The following is a 23387-nucleotide window of genomic DNA, read 5'->3' as shown; positions in this document are numbered from 1 at the left end:
ACATTGAATTCCGCAAAAAGGTAATCACTCTGGAACGACGGCGTCTTTCACGTTCGCTGGTGTCGCGATTCGGTGCCCGTTCCCGGCCGTCCCTCCCCGGATAATGCCGAAATAATAGGTGCACACCTATGATTGAGTATGGAATACGATCGCACCGCGTCGTCTATTCTGATGCTCGTGGCGCAAAAGAACCCAGGTGGCCGGCCCGACCTCGCGGCGCTGATGGTCCCGGTCGGTCGATCGTTGATGCGTGCGGAGCTGCCGCTGCTGGAGGCACACGGTGTGACCATGTGGGCGTACGCCGTACTGACAGCGCTGCGAGACAAGGAGGCGAGCAGCCAGGCCAGTCTGGCCGATGCCATCGGCGCCGATCGCACGCGCATCATCGCCGTGCTCGACGATCTGCAGGATCGGAAGATGATCAACCGTCGGCCGGACCCCAGTGACCGGCGCAGCAATCTGTTGTCATTGACTGCCGGCGGCCGCAAAACGGTTACCGCCGTGCAGAAAGCGATCCAAGACTATGAGAAGCGCATCCTTGCCGCGGTGTCTGCGGCCGATCGCGACGCCTTCCTTCGAGTGCTCATGCACCTGGCAGCGCTCGATGATGCGCAGACCGAGCCCAAAAGCTAGGCGGCCGAGGACACGGCCTTTGACTTCGCGGTACCGAATCGCATGTTCTCGTCTATTCGATCACGGCGGAAAGCAAGCAGATCCAGCACGTAGTTGTGCCGGATTGCCCACGGGCCTTTCACCCCGGAGCGCGGCATATGGTCCTCGCCGCGGCTTACATAGCCGGATGACAGGTTGAAGAACGGTCGGGCTTCGAGGTCCTCACCGTGCCGGTCCGGATACGCGTGGGTGTAGCCGAGGCGATCCATATAGTCGAGAAGCCGTACGACAGCCCGTGCGCTCAGATCGGCGCGAAGCGTCCAGGACGCGTTGGTGTAGCCGACGCTCCATGCGGCGTTTGGCACTCCTTCGATCAGATATCCCTTATAGATGAACCGATTCGGGGAATCGATGGGGGAGCCGTCCACGCTCAGCGCGATACCGCCGAATATCTGGAGGTTGAGGCCCGTCGCTGTGATGACGACATCAGCGCGCAGTTCCTCACCTGACCCCAGCCGGATGCCAGACGGCGTAAAAGAGTCGATGGTGTCGGTAACCATGCGGACACCGCCGGCACTGATGGCCTCGAAGAGATCTCCATCGGTATCGGCGCACACCCGTTGATCCCACGGGTTGTAGCGCGGCTTGAAGTGAACGTCCACCGGATAATCGGCGGGTAGCCGTTTGGAAATCCGCCGCTTGATGAACCATTTCGCGAATCCTGGTGCTCGACGGCACACGTGGTACATGATCCAGCTGAACCCGCCCAGCCAGATCCGAGCGAAATGCTGAACAAGGTTGGGTGGAAGCACTTTTCGGACTACTCCGACGACGCGATCGGCTCGATCGATGGGGTAGACGTAGCTGGGGGAGCGCTGCAGCATGCTCACCTTCGCGCCCGCGCGCGCCAATGACGGCACCAGCGTGACCGCCGTCGCGCCGCTGCCGATGACCGTCACCTCCTTGCCGGAGCAGTCCAGATCCTCCGGCCAATGCTGGGGATGGATCAGCTGTCCGGCGAAATCGGCGATGCCCGGGAACTCCGGCGTGTAGCCGTCGTCGTAGTTGTAGTAGCCCGTGCACAGATAGAGGAATCGGGCCCGGTAGGTCGTCGGGCCCGTGGGCGTGTCCACGCGCATCGTCCACGTATCGGTATCGGTACCGAAGTCGGCTCCAGTCACCTTGGCAGAGAAGGTGATGTGTTGGTCAATGCCGTAGTCCCGGGCAGCGTTTTCGAGGTAATCACGGATGTCGGCACCATCGGCGATGGTGTTGCGCTCGTGCCATGGGTGGTATCCGAAGCTGAGTGTGTAGATATCACTATCGGAGCGAATTCCCGGGTACCGGAATAGGTCCCAGGTTCCTCCGATACGTTCTCGGCGCTCGACGATATGAAAGCTGCGGCCCGCCGCGCTCAATCGGACGGCGGCGTTGATGCCGGATATTCCGGCGCCCACGATGAGAACGTCTATCAAGTCGTGCTCCGAGATGTCGGCCATGATGCTCCTGATCGTCTTTGACTAGACAACACCAGTGGTAACGCTACCCCGTGACGGGAGCGTGATACCCCGAGAGTGCTTGCAAGACCGGAGCGGCGGCCCGAGCGGCCATGACCGCGTACGCCTCCTCGGTCTGCATAGCGACATCTCGCGGGTCGCGAGAGCCTCGTTCGATGCGATCACGCACGAACGCCAGCTCGACAACCTGCGCCGCGAAGTTCTTCACCGCGGCGCCGCTCGGGGCCCCGCCGATTCGTTTGGCCTCGGCGATGGCGTGCTTGCGATCCTTGATCGAACCCAGCCACGTGGATTCGTTGGGGGTGACCAATCCGGCCGCGACCATTCCGGGCAGCTTCTCGGCGACGACGTGCTGTTCCTTGCGTCGGCTACGCACTCCGACCACGATCATCAGCACAAAGATCGGGACCATCCACAGCACGTATACGGCGAGGTAGCCCTCGAACCCGAGAAATGACGAGCCGTTCCAGAGGCCGTGCATGAGCACGGCCGCGAGGTAGCCGACCAGGATGCAGAGAAATTTCGCGACGGCGCTACGTTGCCGCATCGAGTAGTAGACGCCGATTCCCGTCATGGTGGTGAACAACGAGTGAGCGAAGGGGCCCAGACCCAGCCGGAGGATCGCGGTGAGCACAGACTCGCCCACGGTGTTGCCGCTGCCGATGTAGGCGATGTCTTCGAGCCACGCGAACCCGGCGGCGGTAATGCCCGCGTACACGAGGCAATCGGTCAGCGAGTTGAGCTCGTGACGACGGCGGCCAGTCAGCATCAGTAGCAGAAAAGCACCCTTGGCGGCCTCTTCGATGAAGGGTGCGCGAATGGCGACCGCCCCGAAGGTGGTGGCGCCGTCCGGGCTAAAGACCGACCCAAAGGCCAGTTCGAGGATCATCGAGACCACGACGGCCAGCGACGCACCCCAGACAAAGGCCAGCACAAGGAGCCGTGAAGGCTCCGGCTCCCATCTGTCCAGCCACAGATAAGACAGGACAACGATCCCGATCGCGATGCTCGATAAGACCAGCCCGATCATCGCGCCGGCCGGATTGGAGACCAGCAATCCGGTAAGGATCAGCCCCGTTAGCAGCGCGAGCGCGATAATAACGCCAATAGGCGCCCCGACTTTCTTGATCCGCTGGGGAAATCCGGGCAGGGGCGGCATGGGCGCGGGTGCGGGCGCGTAGGACACCACCGAAGAGTAGCTGCGAGCTCACCGGTGGGTGCGGTAACCGCCACGCGCCCGCGGCCGGTGAGTGGACCGGGTTTGTCCTGGTGGAGGGCAGTCGAGTAAGGTGCTGTGCATCTCTGCCGCACGCGCGGAGGTCAAAGCACGCCCACAGCTGAAGCTAGCTGTAGGCAGAACTGTCCCTACTACACAACCTGTCCGGAGCAACCCAACACATGCCAAGTCCCACCGTCACCTCGCCGCAAGTAGCCGTCAACGACATCGGCTCGGCCGAGGATTTTCTCGCCGCCATCGACAAGACGATCAAGTACTTCAACGATGGCGACATCGTCGAAGGGACCATCGTCAAGGTTGACCGCGACGAAGTTCTTCTTGACATCGGTTACAAGACCGAAGGTGTCATCCCGTCCCGCGAACTGTCGATCAAGCACGATGTCGATCCCAACGAGGTCGTTTCCGTGGGCGACGAGGTCGAGGCCCTGGTCCTCACCAAGGAGGACAAGGAAGGTCGCCTGATCCTGTCCAAGAAGCGCGCTCAGTACGAGCGGGCTTGGGGCACGATCGAGGAGCTCAAGGAGAAGGACGAGGCCGTCAAGGGCACCGTCATCGAGGTCGTCAAGGGCGGCCTGATCCTCGACATCGGCTTGCGCGGGTTCCTGCCCGCATCGCTGGTCGAGATGCGTCGTGTCCGCGATCTGCAGCCGTACATCGGCAAGGAGATCGAGGCCAAGATCATCGAGCTCGATCGCAACCGCAACAACGTGGTGCTGAGCCGCCGCGCCTGGCTGGAGCAGACCCAGTCCGAGGTGCGCAGCGAGTTCCTCAACCAGCTCACCAAGGGCGCCATCCGCAAGGGTGTCGTGTCCTCGATCGTCAACTTCGGCGCGTTCGTCGATCTCGGAGGGGTTGACGGCCTGGTTCACGTGTCCGAGCTGTCGTGGAAGCACATCGACCACCCGTCCGAGGTGGTTCAGGTGGGCGACGAGGTCACCGTCGAGGTTCTCGACGTCGACATGGACCGCGAGCGGGTTTCGTTGTCGCTGAAGGCAACCCAGGAAGACCCGTGGCGCCACTTCGCTCGCACTCACGCCATCGGCCAGATCGTGCCCGGCAAGGTCACCAAGCTGGTTCCGTTCGGTGCGTTCGTCCGTGTCGAGGAGGGCATCGAAGGTCTGGTGCACATCTCCGAGCTGTCCGAGCGCCACGTCGAGGTGCCGGATCAGGTTGTGGGTGTTGGTGACGACGCGATGGTCAAGGTCATCGACATCGACCTGGAGCGTCGCCGCATCTCGCTGAGCCTCAAGCAGGCCAACGAGGACTACACCGAGGAGTTCGATCCCTCGAAGTACGGCATGGCCGACAGCTACGACGAGGCCGGCAACTACATCTTCCCGGAGGGCTTCGACTCCGAGACGAACGAGTGGCTCGAGGGCTTCGACAAGCAGCGTGAAGAGTGGGAGGCCCGGTACGCCGAGGCCGAGCGTCGTCACAAGATGCACACCGTTCAGATGGAGAAGTCTGCAGCCGCCGCCGAGGCGGAGGCCGCTGCCGTGGCGAACGGTTCTTCCAGCTCGTCGCGGTCCGATGATTCGGCGTCGCAGGGTGGTTCGCTCGCCAACGACGAGCAGCTCGCCGCACTGCGCGAGAAGCTGGCAGGCAACGCCTAAGCACGTGTTCTGAAAGGAAGGGGCCCCGGTTACGTACCGGGGCCCCTTTCGTATGCCCACGCATCTAGTCGTGGCGGCTGCGGTCAATCACATTGCCGCGAAGCGCTTTCCGCCCACCACCTCGCGTCGACTCGGCGGTGCTGGTGATCAGGCGGCGCTCACCCTGTGACAGACTGCGGGCATGTTGCGGATCGGCCTGACCGGAGGAATCGGAGCGGGGAAGTCCACGGTGTCACGAACGCTCGCGGAATGTGGTGCGTTCATCGTGGACAGCGATGTCATCGCGCGTGAAGTGGTCGAACCGGGAACACCCGGCCTGGTGGCGCTCGTCGAGGCATTCGGTGATTCGATTCTGCGGCCCGACGGCGCCCTGGATCGCCCCGCATTGGCGGCCATCGCATTCCAGGACGACACGCACCGCGCTACTCTCAACGGCATTGTGCATCCCTTGGTCGGAGCCCGCCGAGCCGAACTGATGGCCACGGCGGGCGAAGATGCCGTTGTGGTGGAAGACATTCCATTGCTCACCGAGAACTCGTTGGCACCCTTCTACCATCTGGTGCTGGTGGTGCACGCAGAAATCGAGACACGGGTGGCGCGACTCATCGCGCATCGGGGCATGGACGAACAGGACGCCCGTGCACGTGTTGCCGCGCAGGCCAGCGATGAACAACGCCGCGCGATTGCCGATGTGTGGCTGGATAACTCAGGCGACACCGAAGCACTCGCACAGACAGTTCGTGATCTCTGGTCTACTCGGTTGTCGCCTTATGCGCATAACCTGCGCACACGGCAACGGGCACCGTGGGCACCGGTGCTGGTGCACGCCGATCCCACCTGGCCTGCACAAGCGCAGCGCGCGGGAAACCGGATCGCGGTGGCGTGCGGGTCGAAGGCACTTCGGATCGACCACATCGGCTCCACCGCGGTACCCGGGCTCGATGCCAAGGACGTGATCGATATCCAGGTAACCGTCGACTCACTCGAGGTGGCAGATGCCCTGGCCGATCCGCTGGCAGGGATCGGGCTGCCCCCGATCACTGGCATCACCTCAGACGATCCGCATGACGCCGACAAGGCCAAATGGGGCAAGCGAATTCACGGCTCCGGCGATCCAGGGCGCGCGGTTCTGGTACATCTGCGAGTCGACGGGTGGCCAGGACAGCGGTTCGCTCTGGTCTTCAGGGATTGGCTGCGTTCCGATCAGCAGGCGCGAGACGAATACCGTGCCGTAAAACACGCGGCCGAGCGCGCAGCCACTGCGTCGGGTGGCGATCCGGCCGCCTATGTGGATGCCAAGGAACCCTGGTTTGCGCAGGCCTATCCGCGCGCACTGGCTTGGGCAGATAAGACCGGGTGGACGCTTTCGACGCGCTGAACTCAGTGCGTGTCCGCGACGATACCGACACAGGTTGCCGTCAGCAGCCGTGTCAATGCCGGCTCGAAGTCGAGACTCCAGTCGGGCGGGACACCCGGTTCATTCTGATAGTCGTGGTCCAGGCCCTCGGGCGGGTGCGCGACCTGCCACAGCATGGCTGCCAGCGAGAACGCTGCTACCAAGATGTCCAGTGAACCCTTGCGGCCGATCTCGGGGAGCGTGTGTTCGATCGATTCGGCGATCGCCATCACGGCGGCGTTACTGATCTGCTTGACCTCAGCAACGCGCTCGACATCGACCTCGTGTTCCAGGTGAAGATGCTGGTTCGCCAGGAGGTCGCAAAACAGTGGATCGTCGACGAGCCCGTGTACGAGAGCCTCGGCCACGCGAGCGGGGGAGTCGGGGCCGGGCTTGGCCAGCGCGGCGCACACCGTGTCCGACCAGCGGGTCCACCCCTCGGCGGCCAGGTGCAACAACACTTCCTTATGCGAGCTGAAGTAGCGCCGAACCGCGGAGTAGTGCACCCCGGCGCGATTGGCGACGGCAGTCAGTGTCACCGAGGTGACACCCGATTCCACAGCGAGCGACCGTGCGGCTTCCACGATCGCTGCCGCCCGCTGACGCTTCTTTTCGTCGGTGCGGGCGCGTTGGAATGTCAGTTGCGCCACGTGCCGAGGATAACGCACGGCGTGTGATTTGCGAGGCAGCGAACCACCCGGTAGCGTGCGTTACGCACGCCATATGCGTTAAAGATCCTGATGAACGCGCTGGAAGGGAGTCAACTGTTCCGCACTTAGGCATGGTTTACTTCGAGAAACGTCTGGGTGCGCGCACCTAGGCATCGCAGGCTCGAAGCAGCCATCACGCGGCGATTGCTGCGCCGCCCTGGTCAATGGGGCGGACGGGTGCGGTTATCCGATCAGTAGTTGCGTCAGGTTCGGGCCAGTAGGTGGCGTCGCCTTGCGAAACGTCAACGGGTGAAGGGGTTTTACGATTCTCAGCGCATTGAAGCGGGCGTGGATCCCGGTGGTGATGGTGCTCGTCCTTGCCATCGCAGGCTTCGCGGTATGGCGGATTCGCGGCATTTTCGGTTCTCATCAGCTGCCCACCTACGCCGGCAGCATGACCGACGACAAAAACAATTCAAAGCCCAAGCATGTGGTCTACGAGATCTACGGCCCGCCCGGAACCATCGCGGACATCAACTACATCGACAAAGAGGGCGAACCGCATCAGATCAACGGTGCGGTCTTGCCGTGGTCGATCGAGATCGTCACGACGGCACCGTCGATGACGGGAAACATCCTGGCGCAGACGCGTAATGCCGATGGGCTGGGCTGCCGCATCACGGCCAATGATGAGAAAAAAGATGAAAGGTATACCAACGAGGTGAGCGCCTACGTCTACTGCTTTGTGAAGTCCGCATGAGCGGGGCACACGGCGGAGGCGAGCCCACCTTCATCGCCAAATGGATTCGGCGCCTGTCGATCCCCATCGTCATCGGCTGGTTGGCCATCGTCTTTGCTCTGAACACCTTTGTTCCGCAGCTGGAGCAGGTGGGCAAGGAGCATACCGTGTCACTCAGCCCGCAGAGCGCGCCCGCGATGCAGGCGATGAAGAACATGGGCAAGATGTTCAAGGAGTCCGACTCCGACAGCGTCGTCATGGTGGTGCTCGAAGGGCAGGAGCGGCTCGGCCCCGGCTCGCACAAGTTCTACGACGAGATGGTGACGCGGCTGCGGGCCGATACCAAGCATGTTCAGCACGTCCAGGATTTCTGGGGTGATCCGCTCACTGAGGCCGGTGCGCAGAGCACTGACGGCAAGGCCACCTATGTCCAGGTGAACCTCGCCGGAAACATGGGCGAGACCCTCTCCAACGAGTCCACCGAAGCCGCCCGCAACATCGTCAAACAGCTCGAATCGGAGTGGACCAAGGACGGCGGCAAGCTTCCCGATGGGCTCACGGTGTACGTCACCGGCCCCGGTGCGCTGCAGACCGATATGAACCACGCCGGTGACGGCAGCCTGAAGCTCATCACGGCGCTCACCTTCGTGGTCATCGTGGTGATGCTGCTGTTCTTCTACCGGTCGATCTTCACCGTGATCATGGTCTTCATGCTGGTGGGCATTCAGCTCTCCGCGGCACGAGGAGTCATCGCCTTCCTGGGCAACACCGAGATCATCGGCCTGTCCACCTTCGCGGTGAACCTGCTCGTGATGCTCTCGATCGCAGCCGGAACCGACTACGCCATCTTCTTGATTGGCCGCTATCAGGAAGCCCGATCCATGGGCGCTGATAAAGAGGCCGCGTACTACGAGATGTTCCACGGCACGGCGCATGTCATCCTGGGCTCGGGCATGACTATCGCCGGCGCCATGTACTGCCTGAGCTTCACGCGCATGCCGTACTTCCAGACCCTGGGTGTGCCATGTTCGGTCGGCCTGCTCGTGGGCGTGCTCGTGTCGCTCACCCTGGGACCGGCGCTGATCACGATCGGCAGCCGCTTCGGACTGTTCGAGCCCAAGCGCGCCATGCGAATTCGTGCCTGGCGCAAGATCGGAACCACGATCGTGCGCTGGCCCGGCCCGGTGCTCGCGGCCGCGTTGTCGATTGCCATCATCGGTCTGGCGGCACTGCCCGGATACCGGACCAGCTACGACGACAAGAAGTACATCCCCAAGGAGATCCCCGCCAACGCAGGTTTCCAGGCCGCGGACCGGCACTTCTCACAGGCCCGGATGAACCCGGAAATGCTTCTCATCGAGGCCGATCACGATATGCGGAACTCGGCGGACTTCCTGGTCATCGACAAGGTCGCCAAGGCGGTGTTCCGCGTTCCGGGAATCGCTCGTGTGCAAGCGATTACGCGCCCGCAGGGCACGCCGATCGAGCACAGTTCCATCCCGTTCCTCATCAGCATGCAGAGCGTGGGTCAGCTGCAGAACATGAAGCTGATGAAGGACCGGATGGCCGATATGAAGGTCCAAGCCGACAAGATGGGCGAGAACGTCGTCATCATGAAGCGGACCCTCGCCAACATGACCACGATGGCGGGCATCACGCACTCGCTCGTCGGCGATATGCACACCCTGCAAGGAACGATCCACGAGATGCGCGACAGCATCTCGAACTTCGACGACTGGTTCCGCCCGATTCGCAACTACCTGTACTGGGAGAAGCATTGCTTCGACATACCCATGTGCTGGGCCATGCGTTCGATCTTCGACACCCTCGACAAGATCGATGAGATGACCGAAACCATGGACGGCATGGTGGTCAACATGGAGCGAATGGATCAGCTGATGCCCAAGATGGTGTCGGATATGTCCGCAATGGTTCCGATCATGGAAGACATGCAGAAGATGATGCTGACGCAGCACAGCACCATGTCTGGCTTCTACAACCAAATGGACGAGATGAGCCAGAACTCGACCGCCATGGGTAAGGCGTTCGACGCCGCCAAGAACGATGACTCGTTCTATCTCCCGCCAGAGATCTTCGACAACGCCGACTTCAAACGCGGCCTGAAGTCGTTCCTATCGCCGGACGGTAAGGCGGTCCGGATGATCATCTCGCATCGCGGAGATCCCGCGACGCCTGAAGGCCTCGCGCACGTTGAGCCGATCAAGCAAGCCGCGATCGAGGCCGTCAAGGGCACGCCCCTTGAAGACGCCAAGATCGAGTTGGGTGGCACCGCGGCCGTGTTCAAGGACATGTCCGATGGCGCCCGATACGACCTGATGATCGCCGGCATCTCCGCGCTGTGCCTGATCTTCCTGATCATGCTGCTCATCACGCGAAGCTTCGTGGCCTCGCTGGTCATCGTGGGCACGGTTGCGCTGTCCCTGGGCGCCTCATTCGGTTTATCGGTCATCATCTGGCAGTACATACTAGGCATCGAATTGCACTGGCTCGTCATGCAGATGGCCATCATCGTGCTGCTCGCAGTGGGCTCCGACTACAACCTGCTACTGGTCTCCCGACTCAAGGAAGAACTCCATGGCGGGCTAAAAACCGGCATCATCCGCTCCATGGGCGGTACCGGCAGCGTGGTGACCTCCGCCGGCCTGGTGTTCGCCTTCACGATGGCCGTGATGGTGGTCAGCGACTTGCGCATCATCGGGCAGGTCGGAACGACGATTGCGTTGGGCCTGTTGTTCGACACGCTCATCGTGCGCTCGTTCATGACTCCGGCCATCGCGACCATCCTCGGCCGTTGGTTCTGGTGGCCGCTGAACGTACGCACCCGGCCGCTGCCACCGCCGAGGACGCCTCAGTCGCCGACGACCGTGCCGCCATCTCCTCAACCGGCGCCAGTCGGTTCGGGGCCGGGGGATGACCCGGTGACGACCGAGTTCCCAAGGCCAGCGGTCTAACTGTTCGGTCGTTCGCTGGCGGGTTCATCTCAGCTGCCCAGGGGCTGACCGCAGGTAGACCGCTGTGCCCAGAGTTTGTACCGGCGTGTGGATAACGCACGCTGGTGAATGGTGGGATCTCCTGATTATCGACGCCGCCATGGGGTGGGCCGGGCGTCGAATAGCATGCAAATAGTTTGCTGAATTCGTTGTCGCCCTGGGCTTGCGACGGTGAGCTCCGCGTTGCTAATGGACAAATGTCTCGTGATGTGGCGAAGGACACGCCCTCCGAATCGCCCGGTCTTAGTCACCTTTACCCGCCACGACACGAGCGGGGCTCGCGTGCGCTTGAGGCTGTCGAGCCCACGTCGGACAACCCGCTGAAAGGTAGCCGTGGCAAACACTGGCTAGGTCCGGTAGCTGGTGTGATTCTTAGGCCAGTCACTAACTTGTATGTGCGAGCTGGCGCTTTCGTAACATTGACGAAAAGAAGCGGGGAATAGATCCGTGTCACCGGTTGTTGACATTTTCTTGTAGCTAACTAGGCTGTTTCGGGTGTCCAGGGGAAGAAATGCGCAAGTTGTGACTGATGACACATGTACAGTTCCCTGACAAACGTATGTAGTATCCCTTACGAATTACTGAGAAAACGGGTATGAGCGGAGCCGGGTGGGATGAACGGATGTTGTGACCGGGCACCCCACGCGCTCGCTGGCTCCGCAAAAACAACACGCTGTCGTACTGGCTGGTAACTATTTGCGCGCAAATCACGGACATGCACGGCCGGACGCGATGGGCAGAGTCGAGTTGTTGGCCCCCGGGCCACACGGGTGAAGGGGATTGGACCATTTTCAAGGTATTGGCGCGGGTATGGGTCCCGCTTGTCGTTCTGGTGGTGATCTCGGCCGCCGCGTTTGGTGTCTATCGACTTCACGGCGTGTTCGGCTCGACCAACATCAATCAGGCGATCGGCATCAAGGATGACTCCAAGAACATCATCCCGAAAGACATCGTCTACGAAATCTTCGGTCCCGCAGGGACAAAGGGTGAGGTCAACTATCTCGATGACCGGGCGCAGCCGCAGCGCGCCCAGTTCACCACACTGCCGTGGACGTTAACCATCACGACGACGATGACTTCTGTCTTCGCCAATGTCGTCGCGATGGGGGATAGCGATGAAATCGGCTGCCGCATCCTGTCTAACGGTGAAGTAAAGGACGAACAGACTGTGTCCAACCGCAACGCCCAAGTCTTCTGCATGGTGAAATCCGCATGAGCACACATAGCGCTTCCACGAATGGCGCAACCCAAAAGCCTTCGCGCATAGCGCGGTTCATCCACACGTTCTCCGTACCGATCATTCTTGCCTGGCTGGTGTTGACGGTCATCGTCAACGTCGTCGTGCCGCAGCTCGAAGAGGTCGGCAAGGAGCACTCGGTGTCGTTGGCGTCCAAGGACGCGCCGTCGTATCAGGCCATCAAGCGTCAAGGTGAGCTGTTCCAGCAGTTCAAGGACGACAGCATGGTGATGGTCCTGCTGGAGAGCGACACCAAGTTCTCCACCGATATGAACGACAAGGCGCACACGTTCTACCGCGAGTTGGTCAAACGACTGCGTGCCGATACCAAGCACGTGGAATACGCCCAGGACTTCTGGGGCGATCGGATCACCGCCGGTGGCGCGCAGAGTGTCGACGAAAAATCTGCTTACGTTCAGCTGAATCTCCGTGGTGACCAAGGCACGACGGACGGCAAGGAATCCGTCACGGCGGTCCAGGACATCGTCGCCAAGCTCATCGACGAGAGCAAGAAGAACGGCACGTATCCCGACGGGCTCAAGGTCTTCGTCACCGGCCAGGCCGCGCTGACGATGGACATGAACGACGCCGGCGACAAGAGCATGCTCAAGATGACGGGTATCACCTTCATCGTCATTGCCGTGATGCTGCTCCTCATTTACCGGTCTATCACGACGGTGCTGCTCATCCTGTTCATGGTGTTCGTTGAACTGGGTGCCGCTCGTGGCGTGGTCGCGATCCTGGGCAATGCCGAAATCATTGGCCTGTCGACATTCGCGGTAAACCTGCTGACGTCCCTGGCCATCGCGGCGGGGACCGACTACGCGATCTTCCAAATCGGCCGCTATCACGAGCTACGGGCCGAGGGCAGGGACCGGCTCGAATCCTTCTACATCATGTATCACAGTGTCTCGCACGTGATCTTGGGTTCGGGCCTCACCATCGCGGGCGCCACATTCTGTCTGAAATTCACTCGCCTGCCGTACTTCGAGTCGCTGGGTGTGCCGTGTGCGATTGGCATGCTGGTGGTGGTGGCCGCCTCGCTCACCATTGGTCCGGCGGTGATTCTGATAGCGACGAAGTTCGGGCTGCTGGAGTCCAAGCGCACCATCAAGAGCCGGGGATGGCGCAAGATCGGCACCGCCATCGTGCGCTGGCCGGGACCGATCTTGGTGGTCACGATGATCATCGCGATCGTCGGCTTGGGCATCCTGCCCACGTACTCGGTCAACTACAACGATCGGTACTACATCCCGACTGGCCTGCCGTCGATTCAAGGCTTCCAGGCGTCCGACCGGCACTTCTCGAAGGCGAGAATGAACCCCGACATCCTGATCGTCGAGGCGGACAAGGATCTGCGGACCCCGGCCAACATGTTGGTGCTGGACCGGATCGCCAAAAACGTCTTCCGCACCGAGGGCATCAACAAGGTGCAGAGCATGACCCGCCCGATGGGCGCACCCATCGACCACAGTTCCGTGCCCTTCCAGGTGAGTATGCAATCGGTATCGATGACCGAGAACATGAATTACTTGAAGAACAGCATGGCCGATATGTTGAAGATGGCCGACGATATGGGTTCGATGGTCGCCATCATGGAACGCATGTACAGCATTATGAAAGAGCTAGTCGACGTGACGCATGATCTCGCGGGCGTCAGTACGGAATTGCAAGGCACCGTTCACGAAATGCGGGATAACATCTCGAATTTCGATGACCAGTTCCGGCCGTTGCGCAATTACTTCTATTGGGATAAGCACTGCTTTGATATTCCGATGTGCTGGTCAATGCGATCAATATTCGACACTCTTGACGGCATCGACAAAATGGCCGAAAACATGGACGGCATGGTCAAGGACATCAACAAGATGGACAAGCTGATGCCACAGATGGTGGAGCAGCTTCCACCGATGATTGCCATCACCAAGAACATGCGGAACACCATGCTGACCATGTACAGCACGATGAACGGCATGATCACGCAGATGGACCGCATGACCGACACCGCGACGGTGATGGGTCAGGCGTTCGATGAGGCGAAGAATGACGACTTCTTCTACCTGCCGCCGGAAGCCTTCGATAACGAGGACTTCAAGAAGGGCGTCAAGCTGATGATGTCGCCGGACGGCAAGGCCGCGCAGTTCATCATCACGCACGAGGGCGACTACGCCAGCAAGGAGTCGCTCGCCAACACCGAGGTCGAACTCAAGGCCGCCAAGAACGCCATCAAGGGCACCCCCCTGGACGAGGCCAAGCTCTATCTCGGCGGCACGGCACCGACCTATCACGACATCGGCGAGATGGTGAAGTATGACCTGATGATCGCGGTGATCGCGTCGCTGTGCCTGATCTTCGTCATCATGCTGGTCATCACGCGAAGCATGGTGGCGGCGTTCACGATCGTCGGGACCATCGCGATATCGCTGGGGGCATCCTTCGGCCTGTCGGTGCTGCTGTGGCAGCACATTCTTGGCCTAGAGCTGCACTGGTTCGTGCTGCCGTTCACCGTGATCATCTTGTTGGCGGTCGGATCGGACTACAACCTGCTGCTGGTGTCCAGATTCAAGGAAGAGCTGCACGGTGGTCTGAACACCGCCATCCTTCGAGGTGTGGGCGGATCGGGAAGTGTCGCCACCCAGGCCGGCCTGGTGTTCGCGTTCACCATGGGCTCGATGATCACCAGCGATCTGATCGCGATCGGCCAAGCGGGATCGGCGATCTGCCTGGGTCTGCTCTTCGACACGTTCATCATCCGGGCGTTCATGACACCAGCCATTGCCGCCCTGATGGGTCGATGGTTCTGGTGGCCCATGAAGGTCAGCAAGTATGCCACCGATCCACCACCGCCTCCTGTGCCGGTTGAGCAGCAGGTTCCGCCACCGCCGGCTCCGGTTCCGGTCGGTTCGGGTCCCGCACATGATGATCCGGTCACCGCGGAATTCCCGCGACCTGCGATCTAACGACTAGTGAAAGTTCGGCCCCCATGCTCTGTGAGCATGGGGGCCGAACTTTTTGCAGTGTTTGTGCGGCATTGAATGCGGACAGAAAAACGCCCCGCCGGTGTGATCACCGCGGGGCGTTTTTACTGTGCGCTTGGGGTTAGGGGCCGTCCCACACCGACATGTCGGACGGGTATTTGCTGCAGTTCTCGGTGCCCTTAGCGACGACACCCTTGTTGTTGAAGAAGATCTTGCCCCAGTTGGGCCACTGAGACGTTAGCGCCTCTGGCGGGTAGTTCACCGCGAAGACTTCGGACTCGGCACGGCGACCCGTGTAGTCCTTGGCGAAGAACTCATGAATCCGGTCGATCGTCGCCTGCTGCACATAATCGGGCTTGTTGTTCTTATCGATCATGTACCGCGTGTAGTAAATCGGGTCATAATCGCGGACCGCGGCCAGGTACTGTTCGGCAGTACACGTGGTCTTCAGCATCCGGCGGGGAATTGGGTAGTCATCGGTGGAGTCTGCGGATGCAATCGCGGGGAATGTGCTCGCGGCGATGCCCGCGGTGACTATCGCAATTCCGGCAGCGCGGAATGGACCGCGAATATTGCTACGAATGGAGTTCAGGCGCATGGCGCCATTGTAGCGGTTTTCATGCAGGTCCGGGGTGCGAAAGTGACTAATTTGACTCTGGTTACGCATTGAAGTGACCGCAGGTGACAGAGTCGTTGACGGGCCCGTTGAAGATCCCGAGAGCGGGGGGAACCGTCAGGTCCTGGGAGTCGACCACGACATCGTCGACCTGCACCTCACAGTGCAACCCGACGCCATAGGGAGGCAGCACCCGAACGGTCATCCCGGCCTGCGCGGGATCCTCCATCACCAGGTTCACCTCCCAGGACTCGCCTGGCCCCAGACGGGGCTGCTCGGTCCGCCGGTCCACTGGATCGGTCTTGAATGTCACGGAGATACCGCGGCCGAGGCCATCGACACGAGCGATGTAGCTGATGTTGTGCAGCTCGGCTGCGGAGGCCGGTACTGCCGGAAGCGCGAGCGTGACCGCCGCTGCCCCGGCAGCGCCCAGCCCTCGGAGGAGGGGACGCATACCGCTATCTTAGCGGCGCTCAAGAAGCGGCGGCAACGCGATCACTCCAGGTCAGCAGGGTCTTCGGTGTGGCGCACGCCAAGTTGCTCGCAGGCCGTGTTCAGGATCCGCTGCACGGCCAACGTATCGGCGAGGGGCATCACCGTGCTCTGCGCTCTGCCGTCGAGCAGGCACCCGGTGACCTCTTCGAGCTCGTGACTGTAACCGCCGCCAACCGGAGGTTTCACGATTGGTTCGGGATCAGATCCCTTGCGGTGCAGCACGATCTCGCGTGGGTGATGGAAACGGGGAAGGATATCTATCCAGCCTTCGGTGCCGAAGATGCGCGCTTGGCCAGGCGTGTGATGCAGCAGTGAGCACAGCAACGTCGCGGTGCGTCCGTCGTCGTAGCGCAGCAACAGGCCGGCCTCGGCGTCCACCCCGGTGGGAAACAGCGAACCGTGTGCCACCACGGCCGCTGGATCGCCGAGGAAGTATTGGGCGAGCGAGACCACGTAAACACCAAGGTCCAGTAGTGCTCCGCCACCCAGCGCGGGATTGAACAACCGGTCGTCGGGATCAAACGGGCGGTCGACCCCGAGGTCCGCCTGCACCTGACGGACCTCGCCGATGGCCCCATCATCGAGAAGTTTCTTGGCCGCGACGATCGCCGGCTGAAACCGTGTCCACATCGCCTCCATCGCAAAAACGCCACGGGCCCTTGCGATATCGATGATCTCTTGCGCTCCGGACACCGTCGCGGTGAAGGTCTTCTCGACCAGGATCGCTTTGCCTGCGGTGAGCGCCGCGATGGCGGCCTGCCGATGCTGGGGGTGTGGGGTGGCGATGTACACAGCGTCGATATCGGGGTCGGAGAGCAGTCCCCGATAGGAGCCGAAGGCACGTGGAATTCGGTGCGTCTCCGCAAAGTCCCGGGCACGCTGCACCGACCGGGAGGCAACGGCCACCAGCTCGGCTCCCGGTGTGAGCGGGAAGTCGCGGGCCACACTTTCCGCGATACGGCCCGGTCCGATGATTCCCCAGCGAATGGCTTCAGGCATGAGCGTCTCCGTTCGGGTCGCGCCAGGTCAACGGCATTCCGGCCGCGGCGAGCCAGGCGTTCAAGTCATGCCCGTGCCTGGCGAGGTGGCTGATGGTCGTGGCCGCCCGGCGGACGGCGAGTTCTGTTGTGGCAGTGGATAACAATCCTGCCTTATGAGCCTCGAGCAACTCGTCTACATCCGTTAATTCGGTTTCACGTTCGCAGCGCACCACGAGGTCAAGATAGTGGTCGACGGCCACCCATTGTGACGGCCCGGGGACGAAGTCGCCGACATCAAGGTAGAAATCCTGATCGCGCTCGTAGCCCGGATTGAAGTGGAAGATGTTCGCACGCAGTCCCAGCGTCGGGAGCAGCCAGGATTCCAGATAGTGAAACTGCGCCCGCCCGGGCGTCGGGCGAGCCATGAAGAGTCCCCAGGGCTCTATCCGGTACTCGTCCACAGACCGCACGATTCCCTTGGGGTCGGTGTTCGTCATCGCATCGAGGTCGAAGACCTCGCGTTTGGGCGGGTGCACGCTGGTTTCCTCCCTGCCTTCCGCACTGGTAGTAGAAGGGATGTCGGACCCTCGGCTTACTCTGGGTTCATGGCTTTCGCAACAGAACACCCCATCGTTGCGCATTCCGAGTACCGCCCAGTCACGGACATCCTGCGTGCCGATGCGCGATTCGAGGTCGTCAGTGAGTATGAGCCCGCGGGTGACCAACCCGGTGCCATCGCCGAGCTCGAACGCAGAGTTCGGGCGGGGGAGAAGGATGTGGTGCTGCTCGGTGCCACGGGTACCGGTAAGTCGGCGACCACGGCCTGGCTCATCGAGCGGTTGCAACGGCCGACGCTCGTCATGGCGCCGAACAAGACTCTCGCCGCGCAGCTCGCCAACGAGCTCCGGGAGATGCTGCCGCACAATGCTGTCGAGTACTTCGTGTCGTACTACGACTACTACCAGCCGGAAGCGTATATCGCTCAGACCGACACCTATATCGAGAAGGACAGCTCCATCAACGACGATGTGGAGCGCTTGCGGCACTCCGCGACGTCCAACCTGCTGTCCCGGCGCGACGTGGTGGTGGTGGCATCGGTCTCGTGCATCTACGGTCTGGGCACCCCGCAGTCCTATTTGGATCGCTCCGTGCAATTGGATGTCGGGCTCGAAGTGCCCCGGGACGCGCTGCTGCGGTTACTGGTCGACATGCAGTACAACCGCAATGACGTGGCATTCACTCGGGGCACCTTCCGGGTCCGCGGCGACACCGTCGAGATCATTCCCTCGTATGAGGAGCTGGCGGTCCGTATCGAGTTCTTCGGTGACGAGGTGGAGGCGCTCTACTATCTGCATCCACTTACCGGAGACGTTGTGCGTCAAACTGATTCGTTACGGATCTTTCCGGCCACACATTATGTGGCGGGGCCGGACCGGATGGAGAAGGCGCTCGTTGGTGTTGAGCAGGAGCTCGAGGAGCGCTTATCCGAGCTGGAAGGCCAGGGCAAGCTGCTGGAGGCCCAGCGACTGCGGATGCGCACCAACTACGACATCGAGATGATGCGCAATGTTGGCTTCTGCTCGGGTATCGAGAACTACTCGCGGCATATCGACGGGCGCGGCGCCGGTACGCCACCCGCCACGCTGCTGGACTACTTCCCGGACGACTTTCTGCTCGTCATCGACGAGTCGCATGTGACGGTTCCGCAGATCGGCGCCATGTACGAGGGCGACATGTCGCGTAAACGGAACCTGGTGGACTTCGGCTTCCGATTGCCGTCGGCGGTGGACAACCGTCCCCTCACCTGGGAGGAGTTCTCCCAGCGAATTGGGCAGACCGTGTATCTGTCAGCGACGCCCGGGAACTACGAGCGCAGCGCCGCCGGCGGCGAGTTCGTGGAGCAGGTGATCCGGCCCACCGGACTGGTGGATCCGAAGGTGGTCGTCAAACCCACCAAGGGGCAGATCGACGATCTCATCGCCTCGATTCGTCAACGCACCGAGGCCGATGAGCGCGTGCTGGTGACGACGCTGACGAAGAAGATGGCCGAGGACCTCACCGACTATCTGTTGGAGATGGGTATTCGGGTGCGTTACCTGCATTCGGAGGTCGACACCCTGCGGCGGGTGGAGTTGCTGCGTCAGCTCCGGCTCGGCGAGTACGACGTCCTCGTCGGTATCAACCTCCTTCGGGAGGGTCTGGACCTACCCGAGGTGTCGTTGGTCGCCATTCTCGACGCCGATAAGGAGGGATTTCTGCGGTCCAGTAGGAGTCTGATTCAGACCATCGGTCGCGCCGCGCGCAACGTCTCCGGCGAGGTGCACATGTACGCCGACACCATGACGGACTCGATGAAAGAGGCCATCTACGAGACCGATCGGCGGCGTGCCAAGCAGGTCGCCTACAACGAGGCGAACGGGATAGACCCACAGCCATTGCGCAAGAAGATCGCTGACATTCTCGACCAGGTATACCGCGAAGCCGAGGACACCGAGGAAGTGGCGGTGGGTGGATCCGGCCGCAACTCCAGTCGCGGTAGGCGGGCACAGGGCGAGCCGGGTCGCGCGGTGAGTGCCGGGGTATTCGAAGGCCGTGATACCAAGAGCATGCCGCGCGCGCAGCTGGCCGACCTGATCAAGGACATGACCGAGCAGATGATGGCGGCGGCGCGCGATCTGCAGTTCGAGCTCGCGGCGCGCTTCCGTGACGAAATCGCGGATCTGAAGAAGGAATTACGCGGTATGGACGCCGCGGGCCTCAAGTAATCAGCCCGGCTCGGCGAGCAGGAGTGCACCGGTCGACCCGTCCTCGGCAAGTACGTCGGCGGGATTGAACAGTGTGCACTTCGTCATCGACAGGCACCCGCAGCCGATGCACCCGGTGAGCTTCTCCTGCATATCTGCGATGGCGTTCTTGCGCTCTTCCAGATGTGAATGCCACTGGCGCGAGATTCGTTGCCAGTCACGCGTACTCGGTGCCCGGTCATCCGGGAGGCTCGACAGCACCTCGGCGACCTCCGATAACGGGATGCCGAATCCTGTGGCGACCCGGATCAGAGAGATGCGGCGCAACGCATGGCGCCGGAACACCCGTGCATTGCCGGACGTGCGCTCGGCGGGGATCAGGCCGATGTCTGCGTAGTACCGCACCGCGGATACCGCGATTCCGGAACGCCTGGCCACCTCTCCGATCGGCAACAGCTCGGCCTTGTCCTTCATCAGGCCTCCTTGATCTCAAGTGCACTTTAGCTCATAGCGTGTCGGCATGACTCACGACGTGGCGACCGGCAGCTGGCGGGATCTGTTGTGCGGGCGGCAACTCGGCATCGTTACGGTGCTCGCCGGTGGAGTGGCGCTGTACGCGACCAATGTGTACCTCACCACCAGCCTGTTGCCGAGCGCCGTTGCCGATATCGGTGGGGAACGTTTCTACGCGTGGGTGACAACGCTGTATCTGATCGCTTCGGTGAGTGCCGCCACGGTGGTGAGCCCCCTTCTTGGCTGGGCCGGTCCACGCGGCGCCTATCTACTCGCGTTCAGCGCGTTCGCCGCGGGCACCGTCGTATGTGCGGTGGCTCCGGAAATGCACGTCATGCTCGCCGGACGCGCGGTCCAGGGTGCGGCGGGCGGACTGCTGGCCGGACTCGCCTATGCCGTCATTAATCTTGCACTGCCACAGCGGCTATGGACACACGCCTCAGCGTTCACGTCGGCAATGTGGGGGGTGGGTACCTTTGTGGGCCCCGCGGCCGGTGGGCTGTTCGCCCAATTCGGGTTGTGGCGGTGGGCGTTCGCGTCGTTGACGGTGATCACCCTCTGCATCGCCGCCATGGTGCCCTATGTGCTGACGCGACCGGAGAGTGCGAACACCGAGGCTGGCCGGCATAGCGTTCCGGTGCGGTCCCTGCTGGTGCTCACGACAGCTGCCAGCCTGGTGGCCGTGGCCGGGCTTCAATCGTCGCTGCCGGCCATGGTGGGGCTGATCGCCGGCGCGGCGGCACTGGTGGTCCTGTTCGTCACACTCGATCGCCGCTCTACGGTATGGGTACTCCCCAAGGCGGTCTTCGCACGCAACCCGCTGAAGTGGATCTACCTGACCATCGCAGTGCTGGCGGTGGCCTCGATGGTCGAGACGTACATTCCGTTCTTTGGTCAGCGCCTCGGACACCTGGTCCCGGTTGCCGCCGGATTCCTCGGGGCCACCTTGGCATTCGGGTGGACCGTCGGCGAGATGATCAGCGCATCGGCCACGCCAAGGACCGTCGCACGTGTGGTGACGGTCGCTCCCCTTGTGGTTGCCGCAGGGCTGGTCCTGGCCGGTGTGCTCCAGTGTGATGGCGCCAGCGTTCTGGAGATCGCCCTGTGGGCGATCGGTTTCGCGGTGACCGGTGCCGGTATCGGCATGGCCTGGCCACACCTGGCGTCCGCGGCGATGTCAGTGTCGTCCGATCCGACCGAAAGTGGTGCGGCCGCAGCCGCCATCAGCACCGTGCAGCTGATCGCCGGAGCCTTCGGTGCCGGGCTGGCCGGAGTGCTGGTCAATCTCGGTGGATCGGCCACGCGCGGTGCGCACCTGCTGTTCCTGGGTTTCGCCGCGACGGTGCTCTCGGGTGTTGTGGTGTCCTCCAGGGTGTTTCGCGCAGGACCCGGTCCCGGCGGGACAGCTGACGTGACGGATAGGCGAGCGGAAGGCACGGTTCGGGCTCCTTCGTAGGCGTTACGGGTGTATGAACGAAACCATGCATCGGATTCTCGCCCTGACGGCCGCCGTGCTCACCATTGCCTCCTGCGGCACGCCGCAGAATCAGAGCTCGCCGGCAAGTAGCAACCCCTCCACCACTGACGATCGCGGCGCGTTTCGCGATCTGTACCGGGAGTTGATCGAGACCAATACGACCGCATCGCAGGGGAGTTGCACCGAGGCCGCACAGAAGATGGCCGATCGTCTCAAGTCCGCCGGATACACCGACAAGGACCTGGTGCTGTTCAGCCCGCCCGATCACCCCAAGGACGGCGGACTTGTCGCGACGCTTGCCGGGTCCGATGCGGGTGCCAAACCCATTCTGTTGCTGGCGCATATCGATGTTGTCGAAGCCAAACGTGAGGACTGGAAGCGTGATCCGTTCACCCTCGTCGAGGAGAGCGGATACTTCTATGCCCGCGGTGCCGAGGACGACAAGGCGATGGCCGCGATCTTCGTGGACAGCCTCATCCGGTACCGCGCAGAGAACTTCGTGCCGAAACGCCCGATTCGCGTGGCGCTCACCTGCGGCGAAGAAGGTGGCGGGCAGGTCAACGGCGCCGAGTGGCTCCATCAGAACCGGCCCGAGCTTGTCGATGCCGAATTCGTCGTCAATGAAGGCGCCGGCGGCGACCTCGACGAAGACAACAAACCCATCCTGCTGGAAATCCAGGCGGGCCAGAAGATCTACCAAGACTTCACCCTGGAGGTCACCGACGAGGGCGGACACAGCAGCCAGCCCCGACCGTTCAACGCGATACAGGCACTCGGGGCCGGTCTGGACCGGCTCGCCGCCGTGCCGTTCCCCGTCCAGCTCAACGACGTGACCCGGGCGTACTTCACTGCACAGGCCCCGCTGCAACCGGGAGAGGTAGGTCACGCGATGTCGGCGATTGTCGCCAACCCGCAAGACCCGGCGGCGACATCTGTGCTGTCCAGAAACCCGCTCTACAACGCAATGCTGCGCACCACCTGCGTCCCCACGAAAATCGAAGGCGGACATGCCAACAACGCGCTACCGCAACGCGCCACCGCGAATGTGAACTGCCGCATAGTGCCCGGCAGCGGTGCCGGGTCGGTTCAAGAGGCCGTTCAAGGAGCCATCGTGAAGGCCGTCAATGACCCCAAGATCACGGTGAAGCCCGCCGAGGCGTTCCGCACCAACGTGGCCAGTGTGCCGCCGCTGACACCGCGGATCGTCGATCCCATCAAGGCTGTCGCCGGATCCCTGTGGCCGGGTGTGCCGCTGGTCCCGAGCATGTCCACCGGAGCAACCGATGCCATCTACTTCGGGAAGACTCCGGTGTATGGCCTCAGTGGCATTTTCGCCCAGCCCGGAGAGACCCACGCGCATGGCCTCGATGAGCGAATCCAGGTGAAGTCCCTATACGACGGACGGGCATTTCTCTATCAAGTCGTCAAGCTCTACTCCAACGGCGGGTGACCGCGTGGCGTATTGGCGCGTGATGGTCCTCATAGCGGGATTGAGGCGCAGGCCATACCTGCGTGCGCACCCGGCGAGGGAAAATCACCGGCATAGCCCGACACAATCAGCCAAATGGCGCA

At 62.0% G+C, this 23387-nt stretch carries 18 protein-coding genes; 10 read left to right on the top strand and 8 right to left on the bottom strand.

The genetic code is table 11. The annotated features are described in order from the left end of the window. The first annotated feature begins 177 nt into the window (after nt 1-177). On the top strand, nt 178-633 hold the full coding sequence (locus tag B4383_RS12005) for a MarR family transcriptional regulator (RefSeq protein ID WP_139360717.1): 456 nt from the start codon (nt 178-180) through the stop codon (nt 631-633). On the opposite strand, the gene B4383_RS12000 is transcribed toward B4383_RS12005, so the two are convergent. Both B4383_RS12000 and B4383_RS11995 read right to left on the bottom strand, forming a co-directional pair. Further along, nucleotides 630-2111, bottom strand: a complete 1482-nt coding sequence (locus B4383_RS12000) for an NAD(P)/FAD-dependent oxidoreductase (RefSeq protein WP_078292704.1) — start codon at nt 2109-2111, stop codon at nt 630-632. The genes B4383_RS12005 and B4383_RS12000 overlap by 4 nt on opposite strands. 43 nt (nt 2112-2154) lie before the next feature. Continuing rightward, nucleotides 2155-3288 (bottom strand): PrsW family intramembrane metalloprotease, encoded by a 1134-nt coding sequence (locus B4383_RS11995; RefSeq protein ID WP_139360728.1) that lies wholly within the window; start codon nt 3286-3288, stop codon nt 2155-2157. Between the two features lie 239 nt (nt 3289-3527). Here B4383_RS11995 and rpsA point away from each other — a divergent pair, with 239 nt between their 5' ends. After that, nucleotides 3528-4979, top strand: a complete 1452-nt coding sequence (rpsA, locus tag B4383_RS11990; protein ID WP_078292702.1) for a 30S ribosomal protein S1 — start codon at nt 3528-3530, stop codon at nt 4977-4979. A 181-nt stretch (nt 4980-5160) separates the two neighbouring features. Continuing rightward, nucleotides 5161-6357 (top strand): dephospho-CoA kinase, encoded by a 1197-nt coding sequence (coaE, locus tag B4383_RS11985; RefSeq protein WP_078292701.1) that lies wholly within the window; start codon nt 5161-5163, stop codon nt 6355-6357. Between the two features lie 2 nt (nt 6358-6359). Here coaE and B4383_RS11980 read toward each other — a convergent pair whose 3' ends face one another. Beyond that, entirely contained in the window at nt 6360-7025 is a 666-nt protein-coding gene (locus tag B4383_RS11980) for a TetR family transcriptional regulator (protein ID WP_078292700.1), read from the bottom strand. Between the two features lie 364 nt (nt 7026-7389). Between B4383_RS11980 and B4383_RS11975 the strand changes: the two genes are divergently transcribed. The 4 genes from B4383_RS11975 (at nt 7390) to B4383_RS11960 (ending at nt 14972) form a co-directional block, all read left to right on the top strand. Beyond that, the gene (locus B4383_RS11975) at nt 7390-7785 is read left to right on the top strand and encodes an MmpS family transport accessory protein (protein ID WP_234803077.1); all 396 of its coding nucleotides are present in this window, start codon (nt 7390-7392) and stop codon (nt 7783-7785) included. Next, nucleotides 7782-10736, top strand: a complete 2955-nt coding sequence (locus tag B4383_RS11970) for an RND family transporter (protein WP_078292699.1) — start codon at nt 7782-7784, stop codon at nt 10734-10736. Before B4383_RS11975 ends, B4383_RS11970 begins: the two co-directional genes overlap by 4 nt. A gap of 754 nt (nt 10737-11490) precedes the next feature. Further along, nucleotides 11491-11991 (top strand): MmpS family transport accessory protein, encoded by a 501-nt coding sequence (locus B4383_RS11965; protein ID WP_176126699.1) that lies wholly within the window; start codon nt 11491-11493, stop codon nt 11989-11991. After that, nucleotides 11988-14972, top strand: coding sequence for an RND family transporter (locus B4383_RS11960; protein ID WP_078292697.1), 2985 nt, complete (start codon nt 11988-11990; stop codon nt 14970-14972). The genes B4383_RS11965 and B4383_RS11960 overlap by 4 nt, the downstream gene beginning before the upstream one ends. A gap of 139 nt (nt 14973-15111) precedes the next feature. Here B4383_RS11960 and B4383_RS11955 read toward each other — a convergent pair whose 3' ends face one another. The 4 genes from B4383_RS11955 to B4383_RS11940 form a co-directional block, all read right to left on the bottom strand. Further along, nucleotides 15112-15588 carry a DUF5078 domain-containing protein gene (locus B4383_RS11955; protein WP_078292696.1) on the bottom strand — a complete coding sequence of 159 codons (477 nt, stop codon included), beginning with the start codon at nt 15586-15588 and terminating at the stop codon, nt 15112-15114. A 61-nt stretch (nt 15589-15649) separates the two neighbouring features. After that, entirely contained in the window at nt 15650-16060 is a 411-nt protein-coding gene (locus tag B4383_RS11950; protein WP_078292695.1) for a hypothetical protein, read from the bottom strand. Nucleotides 16061-16101: 41 nt separating this feature from the next. Beyond that, nucleotides 16102-17100 carry a Gfo/Idh/MocA family oxidoreductase gene (locus B4383_RS11945; RefSeq protein ID WP_078292694.1) on the bottom strand — a complete coding sequence of 333 codons (999 nt, stop codon included), beginning with the start codon at nt 17098-17100 and terminating at the stop codon, nt 16102-16104. Continuing rightward, complete coding sequence (locus B4383_RS11940; RefSeq protein ID WP_078292693.1) at nt 17093-17617, bottom strand: DUF402 domain-containing protein; 525 nt, start codon at nt 17615-17617, stop codon at nt 17093-17095. The genes B4383_RS11945 and B4383_RS11940 overlap by 8 nt, the downstream gene beginning before the upstream one ends. 69 nt (nt 17618-17686) lie before the next feature. Here B4383_RS11940 and uvrB point away from each other — a divergent pair, with 69 nt between their 5' ends. Continuing rightward, on the top strand, nt 17687-19846 hold the full coding sequence (uvrB, locus tag B4383_RS11935) for an excinuclease ABC subunit UvrB (protein ID WP_078292692.1): 2160 nt from the start codon (nt 17687-17689) through the stop codon (nt 19844-19846). On the opposite strand, the gene soxR is transcribed toward uvrB, so the two are convergent. Next, entirely contained in the window at nt 19847-20299 is a 453-nt protein-coding gene (soxR, locus tag B4383_RS11930) for a redox-sensitive transcriptional activator SoxR (protein ID WP_078292691.1), read from the bottom strand. It abuts the gene before it with no gap. Nucleotides 20300-20345: 46 nt separating this feature from the next. Here soxR and B4383_RS11925 point away from each other — a divergent pair, with 46 nt between their 5' ends. Then, nucleotides 20346-21794, top strand: coding sequence for an MFS transporter (locus B4383_RS11925; protein ID WP_078292690.1), 1449 nt, complete (start codon nt 20346-20348; stop codon nt 21792-21794). Between the two features lie 13 nt (nt 21795-21807). Continuing rightward, complete coding sequence (locus B4383_RS11920; RefSeq protein WP_078292689.1) at nt 21808-23265, top strand: M20/M25/M40 family metallo-hydrolase; 1458 nt, start codon at nt 21808-21810, stop codon at nt 23263-23265. The last annotated feature ends 122 nt before the right edge of the window (nt 23266-23387 follow it).

This window comes from Mycobacterium sp. D16R24 (assembly GCF_002013385.1).
Lineage (GTDB): Bacteria > Actinomycetota > Actinomycetes > Mycobacteriales > Mycobacteriaceae > Mycobacterium.
Note: the sequence above shows the minus strand (reverse complement) of the source record. Positions and strands in the feature narration are given on the sequence as shown.

What these genes read in the sequence shown, in the direction of transcription:
- B4383_RS11950 (WP_078292695.1), bottom strand. Translation starts at nt 16,060, where the DNA reads ATGCGTCCCCTCCTCCGAGGGCTGGGCGCTGCCGGGGCAGCGGCGGTC.
- B4383_RS11965 (WP_176126699.1), top strand. Translation starts at nt 11,491, where the DNA reads ATGCACGGCCGGACGCGATGGGCAGAGTCGAGTTGTTGGCCCCCGGGC.
- B4383_RS11925 (WP_078292690.1), top strand. Translation starts at nt 20,346, where the DNA reads ATGACTCACGACGTGGCGACCGGCAGCTGGCGGGATCTGTTGTGCGGG.
- B4383_RS12000 (WP_078292704.1), bottom strand. Translation starts at nt 2,111, where the DNA reads ATGGCCGACATCTCGGAGCACGACTTGATAGACGTTCTCATCGTGGGC.
- coaE (WP_078292701.1), top strand. Translation starts at nt 5,161, where the DNA reads ATGTTGCGGATCGGCCTGACCGGAGGAATCGGAGCGGGGAAGTCCACG.
- B4383_RS11945 (WP_078292694.1), bottom strand. Translation starts at nt 17,100, where the DNA reads ATGCCTGAAGCCATTCGCTGGGGAATCATCGGACCGGGCCGTATCGCG.
- rpsA (WP_078292702.1), top strand. Translation starts at nt 3,528, where the DNA reads ATGCCAAGTCCCACCGTCACCTCGCCGCAAGTAGCCGTCAACGACATC.
- soxR (WP_078292691.1), bottom strand. Translation starts at nt 20,299, where the DNA reads ATGAAGGACAAGGCCGAGCTGTTGCCGATCGGAGAGGTGGCCAGGCGT.
- B4383_RS11920 (WP_078292689.1), top strand. Translation starts at nt 21,808, where the DNA reads ATGAACGAAACCATGCATCGGATTCTCGCCCTGACGGCCGCCGTGCTC.
- uvrB (WP_078292692.1), top strand. Translation starts at nt 17,687, where the DNA reads ATGGCTTTCGCAACAGAACACCCCATCGTTGCGCATTCCGAGTACCGC.
- B4383_RS11970 (WP_078292699.1), top strand. Translation starts at nt 7,782, where the DNA reads ATGAGCGGGGCACACGGCGGAGGCGAGCCCACCTTCATCGCCAAATGG.
- B4383_RS11995 (WP_139360728.1), bottom strand. Translation starts at nt 3,288, where the DNA reads ATGCCGCCCCTGCCCGGATTTCCCCAGCGGATCAAGAAAGTCGGGGCG.
- B4383_RS11975 (WP_234803077.1), top strand. Translation starts at nt 7,390, where the DNA reads ATGGTGCTCGTCCTTGCCATCGCAGGCTTCGCGGTATGGCGGATTCGC.
- B4383_RS11955 (WP_078292696.1), bottom strand. Translation starts at nt 15,588, where the DNA reads ATGCGCCTGAACTCCATTCGTAGCAATATTCGCGGTCCATTCCGCGCT.
- B4383_RS11960 (WP_078292697.1), top strand. Translation starts at nt 11,988, where the DNA reads ATGAGCACACATAGCGCTTCCACGAATGGCGCAACCCAAAAGCCTTCG.